The sequence below is a fragment of the Micromonospora sp. NBC_00362 genome, from assembly GCF_026342155.1.
GTDB lineage: Bacteria > Actinomycetota > Actinomycetes > Mycobacteriales > Micromonosporaceae > Micromonospora > Micromonospora hortensis.
The window spans coordinates 3,572,582-3,587,052 of record NZ_JAPENH010000001.1; the positions used below are offsets into that span (position 1 = coordinate 3,572,582).

The window sequence follows — 14,471 nt, forward strand, 5'->3', positions numbered from 1 at the left end:
CGCGCACACCGTCGAACCTCAGGCGGTGGCCGGCGACTCCGTGCCGACCCGCGGGTAGCCGGGGGCGTGGCGCGTCCACGGGGCGGCCATCTCGAACTGACCGGCCACACCGAGCAGCAGCAGCTCCGAGCCGGGCGGACCGACCAGCTGCACGGCGACCGGCAGGCCGTCCGGGCGGCGACCGACCGGCACGACGACCGCCGGCAGGCCGGCGATGTTCCAGGGTGCGGCGTACGGGGCGTACCGGATGTTGGCTGTCATGTTCGCCCGCCAGGACCGCTCCGACCAGCGGGCCGCCTCCGGTGGCGCGCTGGCCAGCGCCGGGGTGAGCAGCAGGTCGACCGAGTGGTCGGTGAAGAAGTCGACAGACCGTTGCCGCCAGGCGGCCCGGTCCGCCTCCCGCACGTAGCCGCGACGCTGCGCCCACTCGCCCAGCGCGACGTGCCGCCGGGTACGCCGTTGCAGCCCACGCCGGTCCAGACCGGAGGCCCGGACGTCGGTGGCGGCTGCGGCGAACCAGGTGGCGATGCCCTGCAGACCGAGGGCGGTCGGGTAGACCGGATCGGCCGGCACGGTGTCGTGCCCGGCGGCGGCGAGGAGCCGACCGGCGGCGGCGACCGCGTCCCGGTTGGGCGCGTCCGGGGCGACACCGCGCACCGGGGAGCGCAGCGAGACACCCACCCGCAGCCGCTGCGGGGGGACCAGCTTCTCGGGACGCCGGCCGGCGAGCACCGAGAAGCCGACCGCCGCGTCGGCGACCGTGCTGGTCAACATGCCGTGCTCGGTGAGGCCGAACCAGTCGTCCGCCCCGAGCTGGCAGGGGACCACGCCCCGACCGGGCTTGAGCCCGACGAGTCCGCAGCAGGCCGCGGGAATCCGGATCGAGCCGAGACCGTCGTTGGCGTGCGCGATCGGCACCAGCCCGGCGGCGACCGCGGCGGCGGCACCACCGGAGGACCCACCGGGGGTACGCGTGCTGTCCCACGGGTTACGGGTCACCGCGCTGTCGTCGTCGGTCAGTGCCCACAGCCCCAGCTCCGGCATCCGGGTCACGCCGAGGATCACCGCGCCGGCGCCGCGCAGCCGACGCACCACCTCGTGGTCGGCCTCCGCCACGTCGGTGCGGGCGGCGGCCGACCCGTTCCAGGTGGGCAGGCCGGCGACCGGAGTGTTCTCCTTGACCGCCACCGGAACACCGGCCAGCGGCAGGTTGGCCAGGTCCTCCTGCTCGTCGACCTTCTCCGCCTCGGTGATCGCCTCACCGCCGCGAACGGCGCGGAACGCGGCCAGCTCACGGTCGGCTCGGGAGATGTACTCGAGGTGGTCGGCGACGACCTGGGTCGCCGAGACGTCACCTCGGCGTACGCCCCGGGCGATCTGCTTGGCGGTCGCTCCGACCCAGGTCGCCATGATGTCCTGCACGGCCATCCTCCCCCAGCGGTCAGCCCAGCGCCTGCTCCAGATCGGCGAGTAGGTCGTCGACCGTCTCGATGCCGACAGACAGTCGCACGAGATCGCCGGGAACTTCAAGCGGCGAGCCGGCAGCACTTGCGTGTGTCATCCGACCCGGGTGCTCGATCAGGGATTCCACACCACCCAGCGACTCGGCGAGCACGAAGAGCTTGGCCCGGTTGCAGATGTCCACCGCGTGGTCCTCACCACCCACGGCGCGGAACGAGATCATGCCGCCGAACCGGCGCATCTGCTTGGCTGCCACCTCGTGACCGGGGTGCGAGGGCAGCCCCGGATAGAGCACCTGGGCGACCTTTGCGTGGCCGTCGAGGTACGCGGCGAGCCGCTCGGCGTTGTCGCAGTGCCGGTCCATGCGTACCCCGAGGGTCTTGATGCCCCGCAGGGTGAGCCAGGCGTCGAACGGGCCGTTGATCGCGCCCATCGCGTTCTGGTGGTAGCGCAACTCCTCGCCGAGCCCGGCGTCGGCGACGACGAGAGCGCCACCGACCACGTCGGAGTGCCCGCCGACGTACTTGGTGGTGGAGTGCACCACCACGTCCGCGCCGAAGGCGATCGGCTGCTGGAGGTACGGCGAGGCGAAGGTGTTGTCCACCACCAGCAGGGCGCCCGCGTCGTGTGCCACGGCGGCCAGGGCGGCGATGTCGGCGATGCCGAGCAACGGGTTGGTCGGCGTCTCCACCCAGACGATCTTCGTGCGGCCGGGACGCACGGCCGCCCGGACCGCGTCCGGGTCGGAGACCTTGGCCGGGCTGAACTCCAGGCCCCAGCGCTGCGCGACCCGGGCGAAGAGCCGGTACGTGCCGCCGTACGCGTCGTCCGGGATCACCACGTGGTCGCCGGGCTGGCACACGGCCCGCAACAGGGTGTCCTCCGCCGCCAGGCCGCTCGCGAAGGCGAGCCCCACCGGCCCGCCCTCCAGCGCCGCCAGGCACTCCTGGAGCGCGTCACGGGTCGGGTTGCCGGAGCGGCTGTACTCGTAGCCGAGACGGGGTGCGCCGACGGCGTCCTGGGCGTACGTGCTGGTCTGGTAGATCGGTGGGATCACCGCGCCGGTGCGGGCCTCGGGGTCCTGACCGGCGTGGATGGCGAGCGTCTCGAAGCCGTGACTCATTCTGGTGAGGCTAGTGCCCCCGTCCCGCAGGCTGGAACGGAACCCGCGCTCCCGGTGGGGGCCGGACCGTCCGGCCCGGCCCCCGCGTGCCAGCCAGGGGCCGGCGGCCGGTCAGCCGGCCGGTACGGGCAGGACGTGCAGGGTGGCCTGGTTTCTCCCGGTCCAGTCGTAGGAGAGCGCATAGAGCCGTGCGCCGTTCGGCGACCAGGCCAACCCACCCCGGCTCAGCTCACCGCCGCCCAGCACGAAGCGGGTCAGTTCGGTTCCGTCCGGCCGATGGACGAACAGGTACGACGTGTCCGCCGCGGCGGCGATCCTGGTGCCGTCGCGGGACGGCTCGACGGCGGCCGGGTAGGCACCGGTGGGGAAGGTCGCGGAGGGGGTGGTGATGTCGGCGAACGGGAAAGCCTGCACCTCGTACGGGGCACCGGCCGCGGTGTAGAGGGTGGTGCCGGTCGGGTCGAGGGCGATGTCCTGCAGGTTGCTGCCGATGACAGTCCAATCGTTGGCCCGCAGCAGGTTCAGCGTTCCCCCGGCTCCGATCGCGTACGCGTAGACCGACGCCGGGCTCAACGACATCTGCCCGGCCAGCAGCACCGAACGGTTCTGGCTGGCGGCGGCCAGCAGCGGAGCGCCGTAGAAGTCCTGAGTGGTGGCCATCCCCGTGCGCACCTGGGCCGGCTGGCGGCCCAGGTCGATCTGGCCGATGTTGCCGCCCCACTGGTCACAGCCGTAGCCGAACCACAGGTACCGGCCGGTCAGCGCCAGCGACGACGGGCACTCGCCCGCGCCGGTGTCGTACCGGGCGGACTCGATCAGCGAGCCGGTGTCGAAGGCGGCGATGGCGTTGGCGGTGGGCAGCGCCACGTAGAGGGTCCGCCGGTCGGCGCTGAGCAGCAGGTCGGTGGGGCCGGGCAGGCCCGACAGCGTGCCGACCACAGTGCCTGTCGCGCCGGTCACCACGACATCGGTTGCGGAGCTGCCACCGCTGACGAAGACCCGGTCACCGGCCGACACCACGTCGGCCACAGTGTTCAGCGGCAGTGCGGTGGCGGTCTGCGCGGCGGCCGCCTGGGCATGGCCCGGGGCCGCGCCGGTGAGCAGCCCGGCGGTCAGCGCCGCCAGCGCCAGGGTCAGGCCTCTTCTGGTCTGCAAGCTTGGTCCTTTCGGAGCATCGACGCGCACGCCGATGGCCGGGATCACCCCGTGTTCATCCATTCACGTAGATGATTACCACAGTCGGTTCACGCGTGGGGGGCGCCGTCGCCCGCGAGGTCGCCGACATAGCCTGGCGCGATGAGCGGTTGCGTGTTCTGCGGGATCGTGGCGGGCGAGGTGCCGGCGTTCCGGGTGGCCGACACCCCGGACGGGGTGGCGTTCCTGGACACCCGGCCGGTGTTCAAGGGGCATGTCCTGGTGGTGCCCCGGGTGCACCTGGTGACCCTGGCGGAGTTGCCGGCCGACCTGCTGCCCGACTACTTCGCCATGGTCCAGCGGATGGCGGTGGCGGTGGAGACCGCTCTCGGTGCCGGTGGGACGTTCGTGGCGATGAACAACAAGGTGTCCCAATCGGTGCCTCACCTGCACACACACGTGGTCCCGCGGACCAAGGGCGACGGGCTGCGGGGCTTCTTCTGGCCGCGCACCCGGTACGACGACGACACCGAGGCCCAGACGTACGCGGATCGCATCGCTGCGGCGCTCCCCGGTGGGGCCTGACTGATCCGCACGCGGGTAAGGAAGGTGGACCCTCCGGTGTTGCACGCTGGGAGTGGTACGAGAGGAGATCCCACGTGTTCTTGCGCCGTATGAAGGCCGATATGGTCTCGCCCGACCAGGCCCTGCCGGGCCGTCCGATCGCCATGCCGGTGGCCGACCGCCACGAGGTGCTGGGCACCCCGCTGAAGGGCCCGTTTCCTGAGGGCCTCCAGGTAGCGGTCTTCGGCATGGGCTGTTTCTGGGGCGCCGAGCGGCTGTTCTGGACGCTGCCCGGCGTCTACACCACCTCCGCCGGCTACGCGGGTGGCATCACGAAGAACCCGACGTACGAGGAGACGTGTTCCGGGCGGACCGGGCACGCCGAGGTCGTCCAGGTGGTGTACGACCCCAGCAAAATCAACTACGAGGATCTACTGAAGGTCTTCTGGGAGAACCACGACCCGACCCAGGGCATGCGCCAGGGCAACGACGTCGGCACCCAGTACCGCTCGGCGATCTACACGACCACCGACGAGCAGCGGACCATCGCGGAGTCTTCGCGGGACGCGTTCCAGCCGATCGTGGCGCGGGCCGGCAAGGGCGAGATCACCACTGAGATCGCCCCGCTCGGCAGCTACTACTTCGCCGAGGACTACCACCAGCAGTACCTGGCGCCGACCAAGAACCCGAACGGGTACTGCAACCACGGCCCGAACGGGCTGAGCTGCCCGGTCGGCGTGGCCCGTGTCGCCGGCTGACCACCGCTTCCCGCACACGTGTGATGCCCGGCCGCCCAGGAGGTGGCCGGGCATTCCCGTTCGGGCCTGTGATCGAAATCCGTTGCCGAGCCCGACGAGAACTCGATAACGTGGCCGTACACGTGAAAGGAGGTGGTCCAGACTTGTATAGCAATCGGACTCGTGAGGTGGCCGTCAGCTAGCCGCTGTCCTCGACAGTGATCGGCCTGCCGCGAGGCGGGCAAAAAGCACCATCGTCGAGACCGTGTGGCAGCGGTGCGGCGAATCCACGACAGCCACCCGACCCCCGGGGTGCCGGCCAAGTCCAGCCGGCCCGCGCACATGCGCGGAGCGCCCCGGGGGTCGCTCCATATCCGCGGGAGTGGCGATGTCCATGCGCGAGATGGTGGTGCTGGGGACGGCCAGCCAGGCGCCGACCCGTCAGCGCAACCACAACGGGTACGTGTTGCGGTGGGACGACGAAATGATCCTCTTCGACCCGGGCGAGGGCAGCCAGCGTCAGCTCCTGCACACCACTGTCACCGCCACCGACCTGACCCGGATCTGCGTCACCCACTTCCACGGCGACCACTGCCTGGGCCTTCCCGGCACCATCCAGCGACTCTCCCTGGACCGGGTGGCGCACCCGGTCGCCGTGCACTTTCCCGCCGGCGGCGCCGAATACTTCGCCCGGCTGCGGCACGCCACCTCGTTCTACGAGACCGCCGAGCTGCGGGTCGAGCCCATCGAGGCCGACGGGCAGCGGATCGCCCTGCGCTGCGGCACGTTGGAGGCACGCCGGCTCCGGCACCCCATCGAGACGTACGGCTACCGGTTGGTCGAGCCGGACGGGCACCGGATGCTGCCGGAGAAGCTGGCCGCGTACGGCATAGCGGGGCCGGCTGTCGGCGAGCTGATCCGCGTCGGGCACCTGGACCTCGACGGACGCCGCGTCACCCGGGCCGAGGTGAGCGTGCCCCGGCCGGGGCAGCGGTTCGCGTTCGTGATGGACACCGGCCTCTGCGACGGGGTGTACGCCCTCGCCGAGCACGCCGACCTGCTGGTCATCGAGTCGACGTTCCTGGAGTCGGAGGCCGCGCTCGCCGCCGAGGTCGGCCACCTGACCGCGGCGCAGGCCGCCCGGGTGGCGACCGAGTCCGGGGTACGACGACTCGTGCTCACCCACTTCTCCCAGCGCTATCCCGACCCGCGCCGGTTCCACGACGAGGCGCGCGCGCACTTCGACGGCGAACTGATCGTCGCCGAGGATCTGACCACGGTGCAGGTTCCGCCGCGCCGGGTAGCCTCGGCCGGGTGACCGTCACGCTCCGCCCCGCAACCGAAGGCGACCTGATGGCGGTGGGTGCCCTGCACCAGCGCTCCCGGGTCGCCGCGTACTCCGCCTTCGTGCCGGCCGAGGCGCTGGCCGACCCGACACCGGAGGCGATGGGGCGGTACTGGGTCGAGCGGTGGATCTGGGAGCGGGACACCCACCGGATGACAGTGGCTGAGCGGGCCGGGGCTCTGGTCGGGTTCACCCACCTGGGCCCGGACGACGAGGACGACCCCGCCACCGGGCTGCTCAACGCGATCCACCTCGACCCTGCCGAGCAGGGCCGCGGCGTCGGCCGCACCCTCATGGTGGACGCCCTGGACGCCATGCGCGCGCAGGGCTGGCGACGCGCCGCGCTCTGGGTGCTGAGGGACAACGCCCACGCCCGCTCGTTCTACGAACGCGGCGGCTGGACCCCCACCGGCGACGAACGAGACGAGGCAATCGGATCGGCCCCAACCCCACAACTCCGCTACACCCGCCCCCTCTAACCCCACCCCACCCACCCCCCACACCCCAAACCCCGCCCTTCCCACCTCGCCGATCTTGCACTTTCTGTCATGACAAAACGCCGCGATAGCGACATTCAGGCGACAGGAAGTGCAAGATCGACGAGGGCTGGGGCGGGGACGGGGCGGGGCGGGGTGGGCTTAGTGGGCGCCTAGGTGGGACAGGAGGTCCTGGCGGGTCAGGACGCCCTTGGGCTTGCCGTCGACCAGGACGAGGGCGGCGTCGGACTTCTCCAGCATGCCCACCGCCTCGCTCACCGGCTGACCACCACCGATCATCGGCAGCGGGTCGCCCATGTGCCGCTCGATCGTGTCGTGCAGGTGGGCCTGGCCGGTGAACAGCGCGTCGAGCAGGTCCCGCTCGGCGATCGAGCCGGCGACTTCACCGGTCACCACTGGCGGCTCGGCCTTGAGCACCGGAAGCTGCGAGACGCCGTACTCGCGCATGTAGTCGATCGCGTCGCGGACGGTCTCGGTCGGGTGCACGTGCACCAGCTCGGGCAGCCCGCCCGGCTTGCTAGCCAGCGCGTCGGCCACCGTCGGCTCCGCGCCGGAGTTGTCGAGGAAGCCGTACCGGGCCATCCACGAGTCGTTGAAGATCTTGGAGAGGTAACCACGACCACCGTCGGGCAGCAGCACCACCACCACGTCGTCCGGGCCGGCCCGGCGGGCGACCTCCAGGGCGGCGACCACCGCCATTCCGCAGGAACCGCCGACCAGCAGCCCTTCCTCGCGGGCCAGCCGCCGGGTCATCTCGAAGGACGCCTTGTCGGAGACCTCCACGATCTCGTCGGCGACACCCCTGTCGTACGTCTCCGGCCAGAAGTCCTCGCCGACGCCCTCCACCAGGTACGGCCGGCCGGTGCCACCGGAGTAGACCGAGCCCTCCGGGTCGGCCCCCACGACGCGCACCCGGCCCTCGGACGCCTCCTTGAGGTACCGGCCGATGCCGGAGATGGTGCCGCCGGTGCCGACGCCGGTCACGAAGTGGGTGAGCTCGCCGTCGGTCTGCTTCCACAGCTCCGGACCGGTCGTCTCGTAGTGCGAACGCGGGTTGGCCGGGTTGCTGTACTGGTTGGGCTTCCAGGCGCCGGGGATCTCCCGGGTCAGCCGGTCGGAGACGTTGTAGTACGAGCGCGGGTCCTCCGGCGCGACGGCGGTCGGGCAGACCACCACCTCGGCGCCGTACGCCCGGAGCACGTCCTGCTTGTCCTGGCTGACCTTGTCGGGGCAGACGAAGACGCACTTGTAGCCCTTGAGCTGGGCCACCAGGGCCAACCCGACGCCGGTGTTGCCGCTGGTCGGCTCGACGATGGTGCCGCCGGGCTTGAGCAGACCGGCGGCCTCGGCGTCCTCCACCATCCGCAGCGCGATCCGGTCCTTCACCGAGCCGCCCGGGTTGACGTACTCCACCTTGGCCAGCACTGTGGCCTGGATGCCCTCGGTGACGTTACGCAGACGCACCAGCGGGGTGTTTCCGATCATGTCGACGACGTTGTCGTAGTACTGCACGGTGTGCCCTTCGTTGCGGCGCCGGCGGTGGGCGGCCGGGAAGACGTTTGCTCACCGCCAGCGTACGTGTCGTCAGGGCACCAACCCCCCGGGGATGACCGAGCTGCGGCGGGCCTCCCACTCCAGGAACCGGTCGGTCTCGGCAAGCACGCTGCCCGCCAACCAGGTGACCATGACCGCGTCGTCGGCCAGCCCGAAGATCGCCAGCGGGATCTCCGGAAGCAGGTCGATCGGCGAGACGATGTACGCCGTCGCCGCGGTCATCAGGGCCAGCCGAAGACCGCCGTCGTACTCCCCCTTCGTGGTGGCTCTGATCATCCGGGGCAGCGCGGCCAACCGCGTGCCGATCGACGGCCCGTTGCGCGCCCCGGTCGCCAGGGCCCGCGCCAGGGCCGTGAACGCCGCGCTGCGCTTCAGTGTCTTACCCATCGTCGCGCTCCTCTCCGCCGGATCAGCGTGGCGGGTCGGCGCAAGTCGGCCGGCCTCTGGAACCCAAGTACCCCGCCGCGTCGGTTTCCAGGCACCCGGGTGCCGTCACGACGACAGCGGTGTGTCGGGCCAGCGCGATAATGTCGCGGTATGGGGGTGGCACATTCCGTCGTACCCGGTGGTGAGCGCTGGCGGCAGGCCCGGCGGCTCGTCCGGCTGGCCGCCATCGGGACGGGCGCCACCGCGGCGGCCGCGGTGGCGACCGGCGGGGTGCTGGTCGGCCAGGCCCGCCAGGCTCGACGGACCATCCCGATGGCCGAGGCGCCGCCGCCCCGCTGCGACGGGATGTACGGCGCGAAGTTCCCCGGTCCCGCGCTCACCATGGTCGTGCTCGGCGACTCGTCGGCGGCCGGCTACGGGGTGCACCGCCGTCGGGAGACGCCCGGGGCGCTGCTCGCCACCGGCCTGTCCCGTCGACTGCACCGGCCGGTGCAGTTGCACCGCTTCGCGGTGGTCGGCGCGATCTCGGCGGCGCTGCGCCACCAGGTGGAGGCGGCGCTGGAGTGCCGACCCGACATCGCGGTGATCCTCATCGGCGGCAACGACATCACCAACCGCACCCCACGCGGCTTGGCGGTGCGCTACCTGGTCGAGGCGGTGCACGCCCTGCGCGACGCGGGGTGTGAGGTGGTCGTCGGCACCTGCCCCGACCTGGGCGCGATCCGCCCGATCCAGCCGCCGCTGCGCTGGCTGGCGCACCGGTGGAGCCGCCAGCTCGCCGCCGCCCAGACGGTGGCAGTGGTGGAGGCGGGCGGGTGGACGGTTTCCCTCGGTGACCTGCTCGGCCCCCGGTTCGCGGCCGAGCCCACCCGGATGTTCGCCTGGGACCGGTTCCATCCCTCCGCCGAGGGGTACGCGATGGCCGCCGCCGCGCTCCTACCGACGATGCTCTCCGCCCTCGGCGCGACCCCGGAACGACGGGCCACACCGACGCGCGGCGACGGCGTACGGTCGCTGCCGAAGGCCGCGCAGGAGGCGGCTCGACACGCCGGCACGGAGGTCAGCGGCGTCCAGGTTCGGGGCCGCGACCGAGGGCCGGCCGGCCGGTGGGCGCAGTTGCGCCGACGGGCGTTCTTCGGTGTCGGCGCGGTGCCGCAGCACGGGTCCGCCTCGGACACCTCGACAGTGGAGGGACTGGCATGAACGAGCGCAGCGCGCGGAGCGTGACCCCCGGCCTCGCCGGCCGACTGGGTCGGGCGGCGGCGATCTCGCTGTTCGCCGGCACCGTCGGGGGCGCCGCCGTCCTCGCAGGTGAGGCCTTCATCGCCCGGCACCGACGCTACGCCGAACCGGAGCTCGGCCTTGCCCTGCGCGCCACGATCGGCCGGGCGGGCGCTTCCCCGCTGCGACTGGTGTTGCTGGGCGACTCGTCGGCGCTGGGCGTCGGTGTGGACCGTCTGGAGGACACCATCGGCGGGCAGTTGGCCAACCTGCTCGCCGAGGGCCCGACCGGCCGCCGGGTGCACCTGTCCAGCGTCGGCGTCTCCGGCTCCCGCTCGACTGACCTCGCCACCCAGGTGGCCCGAGCCCTGCTCGGTGAGCGGCCCGACGTGGCGTTGATCCTGATCGGCGCGAACGACGCCACCGGGCTGCGCCGACCCTCCGACGCGGCGGCCTATCTCGGCGCGGCGGTGCACCGCCTGCGCGAGGCGCGCGTCGAGGTGGTGGTGGGCACCTGCCCCGACCTCGGGGCGGTGCGTGCCATAGCGCCTCCGCTGCGCCAGGTGGTCGGCTGGTCCGGGCGTCGGGTGGCTCGCGCGCAGACCACTGCCGTGCTGGAGGCGGGCGGCTCGGTGGTCGACCTGGCCACCGAGACCGGGCCGGTGTTCCGGGCCGACGCCGGCACCCTCTGCCAGGACGGTTTCCACCCCTCCGCCGACGGCTACCGGGTGTGGGCGCACGCGCTGCTCCCCGCCATCGTCGCCGCGGCGGCTGCCACGACCCGGCGCTAGATCGTCCCCGGCCAGGGTGACATTTCCCGCCGCGCCGGCTTCTTCCGCGCCATGTTACCGGCGGGTTAACGTTGGTCCATGCCGATTGAGTCGTCCCGCGACGCCGTCATCGTCGCCACCGCCCGCTCCCCCATCGGCCGGGCGCACAAGGGGTCCCTGCGCGACGTCCGCTCCGACGACCTCGCCGCGACCATCGTCCAGACCGCGCTGGACAAGATCCCCGCGCTGGATCCGACCACGATCGACGACCTCTACCTCGGGTGCGGCCTGCCCGGTGGCGAGCAGGGCTTCAACATGGCACGGGTGGTGTCCACCCTCCTCGGTCTGGACACTGTCCCCGGCGCCACGCTGACCCGCTACTGCGCCTCCTCGTTGCAGACCACCCGGATGGCGATGCACGCGATCCGGGCCGGCGAGGGCGACGTGTTCGTCTCCGCCGGCGTGGAGATGGTCTCCCGCTACGCCCGGGGCAGCTCCGACGGGCTGCCGCCCGAGGCGCAGGCCCTGGTCGGCGGCGGCTGGGAGAACCCCCGCTTCGGGACGGCCGGTGAGCGCTCGAAGCGCCGCGCGCAGGGCGGCGCCGAGGTGTGGACCGACCCGCGTGAGGCCGGCGAGCTGCCCGACATCTACCTGACCATGGGGCAGACCGCCGAGAACCTGGCCCAGGTGTACGACGTCACCCGCGCCGACATGGACGAGTTCGGCGTACGCAGCCAGAACCTCGCCGAGAAGGCCATCGCCGACGGTTTCTGGGCCCGGGAGATCACCCCGGTCACCACGCCGGACGGCACCGTGGTGAGTACCGACGACGGGCCCCGGGCCGGCGTCACCCTCGACGCGGTCTCCGGCCTGAAGCCGGTGTTCCGCCCGGACGGTCGCATCACCGCCGGCAACTGCTGCCCACTCAACGACGGCGCCGCCGCCGTTGTGGTGATGAGCGCCCAGCGAGCGGAGGAGCTTGGGCTCACCCCGCTGGCCCGGATCGTCTCGACCGGTGTGACAGCCCTGTCACCGGAGATCATGGGTCTCGGGCCGGTCGAGGCGTCCCGGCAGGCGCTGCGCCGAGCCGGCATGACCATCGACGACGTCGACCTCGTCGAGATCAACGAGGCGTTCGCCGCGCAGGTCATCCCCTCCTACCGCGAGCTGGGCATCCCGGAGGAGAAGCTGAACGTGATGGGCGGGGCCATCGCGGTCGGCCACCCGTTCGGCATGACCGGCGCCCGGATCACCGGCACCCTGCTCAACGCGCTGGAGTGGCACGACAAGACCATCGGTCTGGAGACCATGTGCGTGGGCGGTGGCCAGGGCATGGCCATGGTGCTGGAACGGCTCAGCTGAGCTGCCCTCAGAGCGCGCTGCGGGTCGCCGTCACCTCGGCGGCGGCCCGAGCCAGCGCCTCGGCCCCCGGGTCGGCGGCCAGCAGGTCCGCCGCGACCACCCGCAACTGATCGGGTAGGGCCAGGTCGTTGTCGAGCCGGGGCACCACCCGACGGGGCTCCCCCTCGGCGTCGGCGGCCAGGTTGGCGACCTCCTGCACCAGGCGGTGCACCAGGTCGGCGCGGGACACGTTGCCGGTGGTCGCGACCGCCGCCCACCGGGGCTGCTGCCAGTGCGCGATCTGACGGACCAGCAACTGCACGGCCTTGTCCAACTCCGCTGCGCTCATCGCCGCCGAGTCTACGGCCGGCACCGACCGCGCCGGGTCGGGCCGGTCAGCGGCGCAGGTAACTGAGCAGCCGCAGCAACTGCCAGTAGAGAAAGACCAACCCGGTGAGCAGGCCGAACGCGCTCAGCCACGCGTACCGACGGGCTCGGCCGTCGCGGACCGAGCGCTCGACGAGATCGAAGTCGAGGATGAAGCTGAACGCCCCCGCGATGATGGCCACCACCGAGAAGGCGTACGGCAGCCAGCCGACCTCCCCACTGACGCTGTAGACCGCCAGGCCCGGTCGCCCGGTGATCAGGTACGACACCAGGTTGACCACGCTGAGCACGGCGATGCCGAGCAGGGTGCCGATCACCAGGCGGGCCAGTCGAGGCGTCGCCCGGATCACCCGGGCCCGGTAGAGCGCCGCCATGCCGAGGAAGACGCCGAAGGTGCCGGCCACCGCCTGCACCACGATGCCCGGATAGACCTGCTCGAAGGTGCGGCTCGCCACCCCCAGCAGCAGCCCCTGGAGAATGGCGTACCCGACGATCGGCACCGGGTTGGTGATCGCTCGCAACGAGATGACCAGGACCAGCGCGATCGAGGCGAGGGCGCTGCCGGCCAACGCGGCGCCCAGCCACACCGCGTCGGGGATCACCGCCCAGGACACCGCCGCGGTCGCGCCGGTCACCAGCAGCAACCCGACGGTACGGACGACCACGTCGTCGACTGTCATCGGCTCGACGTCACGGGCGCCGAGCACCCGGGCCTCCACCCGGCCGGTCTCGTCCAGCCGGTTGAGCACCGGGTTGTTGCTGCGCACCGCCGCCTCCTTCGCCCTACCCCCCGAAGTCACTCTGCCCCGGGCGGACCGGCGGCGGCGGGCAAACGGCGCGGACGACGGCGCCCGCCCCCACCGGAGTGGGGACGGGCGCCGGTCGGCAGTGCGGACGAGGTCAGTCGTCGCCCTGGAAGTAGCTCAGCAGGCGCAGGATCTCGATGTAGAGCCAGACCAGGCTGACCAGGATGCCGAAGGCGGCCACCCAGGAGTAGCGCTGCGGCAGGCCCATCCGGACGCCGTCCTCGATCTCCTTGAAGCTGAGCACGAAGCTCAGCGAGGCGACCACGATGCAGACCAGGCTGAAGCCGATGGCGAGCGGGCTGCCGTCGCGCAGGCCGGTGTTGACGCCGAACAGCGCCAGCACCAGGTTGATCATCATGACCGCGAACAGGCCGACCATCACCGCGATCATGCCCTTGACGAAGGCCGGGGTGGCCCGGATGACCTTCGCCCGGTAGAGCATCGCCATCAGGAAGAAGATGCCGAAGCTGGCTGCGGCGGCCTGGAGCACGATGCCGTCGAAGCGTGTCTCGAACGCCTTGCTGACCATGCCGACGAAGACACCCTCGACGACCGCGTACGCGATCACGAGCGCCGGGTTGGCCATCCGGGAGAACGAGATGATCAAGCCGAGGACCAGGCCGACCACCGCCGCGCCGATCCAGGCGGTACCGACCAGCGCGTCGGGCACGAGCACCCAAGCGGCCGCGGCGGTGATGCCGAGAATGCCGAGCAGAGCGACCGTCTTGACGACCACGTCGTCGACGGTCATCGGCGCCACGGTCGGCGGCGCGGCCGGGTAATCGGCCTGGGACGGGTACTGCTGGGGAATGCCGGGCTGTCCGTACGGCCCGGCCGGGGCGTACCCGGCGGAGCGCTCCCGCTCGGCCGCTTGGCCGAGCCGGGCGAGCACCGGGTTCGAGGTCTTCACTGTCTGGCCTCCCTCAGGGGGTCGTTTGCACGTGAACGTGCCCTCCAAGAGTAAACGGCAGAGCCAAGTCCTGGAGATCACGAATGAGAATGCGCGAGTCGACCGGTGCCCGGGGCGGGGGTCGAACCCGCACGCCTTGCGGCAGCCGCTTTTAAGGCGGCCGTGTCTGCCTTTCCACCACCCGGGCGAGTGGCACCGGCGCGCCGACACGCCTGGTGCAATGTCACCGTAGCC

15 protein-coding genes and 1 tRNA gene are annotated in these 14,471 nt (G+C 71.9%); 7 read left to right on the plus strand and 9 right to left on the minus strand.

Annotated elements, in window-relative coordinates; genetic code table 11:
* Window positions 1-18 precede the first annotated feature (18 nt).
* The 3 genes from OG992_RS16145 to OG992_RS16155 all read right to left on the minus strand — a co-directional run bounded on the left by OG992_RS16145 (window position 19) and on the right by OG992_RS16155 (window position 3,739).
* The gene (locus OG992_RS16145) at window positions 19-1,428 is read right to left on the minus strand and encodes an amidase (RefSeq protein ID WP_112733108.1); all 1,410 of its coding nucleotides are present in this window, start codon (window positions 1,426-1,428) and stop codon (window positions 19-21) included.
* 13 nt (window positions 1,429-1,441) lie between these two features.
* Window positions 1,442-2,584, minus strand: coding sequence for a cystathionine gamma-synthase (locus OG992_RS16150; protein WP_266303652.1), 1,143 nt, complete (start codon window positions 2,582-2,584; stop codon window positions 1,442-1,444).
* Between the two features lie 111 nt (window positions 2,585-2,695).
* The gene (locus OG992_RS16155) at window positions 2,696-3,739 is read right to left on the minus strand and encodes a YncE family protein (RefSeq protein WP_266303653.1); all 1,044 of its coding nucleotides are present in this window, start codon (window positions 3,737-3,739) and stop codon (window positions 2,696-2,698) included.
* A gap of 141 nt (window positions 3,740-3,880) precedes the next feature.
* Here OG992_RS16155 and OG992_RS16160 point away from each other — a divergent pair, with 141 nt between their 5' ends.
* The 4 genes from OG992_RS16160 to OG992_RS16175 all read left to right on the plus strand — a co-directional run bounded on the left by OG992_RS16160 (window position 3,881) and on the right by OG992_RS16175 (window position 6,843).
* Complete coding sequence (locus OG992_RS16160) at window positions 3,881-4,303, plus strand: HIT family protein (protein ID WP_238683183.1); 423 nt, start codon at window positions 3,881-3,883, stop codon at window positions 4,301-4,303.
* Window positions 4,304-4,377: 74 nt separating this feature from the next.
* Entirely contained in the window at window positions 4,378-5,040 is a 663-nt protein-coding gene (msrA, locus tag OG992_RS16165; protein ID WP_266303654.1) for a peptide-methionine (S)-S-oxide reductase MsrA, read from the plus strand.
* Between the two features lie 367 nt (window positions 5,041-5,407).
* The gene (locus OG992_RS16170; protein ID WP_266303655.1) at window positions 5,408-6,337 is read left to right on the plus strand and encodes a ribonuclease Z; all 930 of its coding nucleotides are present in this window, start codon (window positions 5,408-5,410) and stop codon (window positions 6,335-6,337) included.
* Window positions 6,334-6,843 carry a GNAT family N-acetyltransferase gene (locus OG992_RS16175; RefSeq protein ID WP_238683180.1) on the plus strand — a complete coding sequence of 170 codons (510 nt, stop codon included), beginning with the start codon at window positions 6,334-6,336 and terminating at the stop codon, window positions 6,841-6,843. Before OG992_RS16170 ends, OG992_RS16175 begins: the two co-directional genes overlap by 4 nt.
* 159 nt (window positions 6,844-7,002) lie before the next feature.
* Here the strand turns inward: OG992_RS16175 and OG992_RS16180 are convergent, their stop codons facing one another.
* Window positions 7,003-8,373 (minus strand): cystathionine beta-synthase, encoded by a 1,371-nt coding sequence (locus OG992_RS16180; protein ID WP_112582465.1) that lies wholly within the window; start codon window positions 8,371-8,373, stop codon window positions 7,003-7,005.
* Between the two features lie 72 nt (window positions 8,374-8,445).
* Window positions 8,446-8,802 (minus strand): YkvA family protein, encoded by a 357-nt coding sequence (locus OG992_RS16185; protein ID WP_238683179.1) that lies wholly within the window; start codon window positions 8,800-8,802, stop codon window positions 8,446-8,448.
* A 150-nt stretch (window positions 8,803-8,952) separates the two neighbouring features.
* Here OG992_RS16185 and OG992_RS16190 point away from each other — a divergent pair, with 150 nt between their 5' ends.
* The 3 genes from OG992_RS16190 to OG992_RS16200 all read left to right on the plus strand — a co-directional run bounded on the left by OG992_RS16190 (window position 8,953) and on the right by OG992_RS16200 (window position 12,155).
* Entirely contained in the window at window positions 8,953-10,005 is a 1,053-nt protein-coding gene (locus OG992_RS16190) for an SGNH/GDSL hydrolase family protein (RefSeq protein WP_238683178.1), read from the plus strand.
* On the plus strand, window positions 10,002-10,814 hold the full coding sequence (locus tag OG992_RS16195) for an SGNH/GDSL hydrolase family protein (RefSeq protein ID WP_266303656.1): 813 nt from the start codon (window positions 10,002-10,004) through the stop codon (window positions 10,812-10,814). Before OG992_RS16190 ends, OG992_RS16195 begins: the two co-directional genes overlap by 4 nt.
* A gap of 78 nt (window positions 10,815-10,892) precedes the next feature.
* Window positions 10,893-12,155: an acetyl-CoA C-acetyltransferase gene (locus tag OG992_RS16200; RefSeq protein ID WP_266303657.1), complete on the plus strand. Its 1,263-nt coding sequence runs from the start codon at window positions 10,893-10,895 to the stop codon at window positions 12,153-12,155.
* Window positions 12,156-12,162: 7 nt separating this feature from the next.
* On the opposite strand, the gene OG992_RS16205 is transcribed toward OG992_RS16200, so the two are convergent.
* The 4 genes from OG992_RS16205 to OG992_RS16220 all read right to left on the minus strand — a co-directional run bounded on the left by OG992_RS16205 (window position 12,163) and on the right by OG992_RS16220 (window position 14,424).
* The gene (locus OG992_RS16205; protein WP_238683175.1) at window positions 12,163-12,483 is read right to left on the minus strand and encodes a hypothetical protein; all 321 of its coding nucleotides are present in this window, start codon (window positions 12,481-12,483) and stop codon (window positions 12,163-12,165) included.
* 46 nt (window positions 12,484-12,529) lie between these two features.
* The gene (locus tag OG992_RS16210; protein ID WP_238683174.1) at window positions 12,530-13,288 is read right to left on the minus strand and encodes a Bax inhibitor-1/YccA family protein; all 759 of its coding nucleotides are present in this window, start codon (window positions 13,286-13,288) and stop codon (window positions 12,530-12,532) included.
* Between the two features lie 133 nt (window positions 13,289-13,421).
* Window positions 13,422-14,237 (minus strand): Bax inhibitor-1/YccA family protein, encoded by an 816-nt coding sequence (locus OG992_RS16215; RefSeq protein WP_238683173.1) that lies wholly within the window; start codon window positions 14,235-14,237, stop codon window positions 13,422-13,424.
* Window positions 14,238-14,343: 106 nt separating this feature from the next.
* A tRNA-Leu gene (locus OG992_RS16220) sits at window positions 14,344-14,424 on the minus strand.
* Window positions 14,425-14,471: the final 47 nt, after the last annotated feature.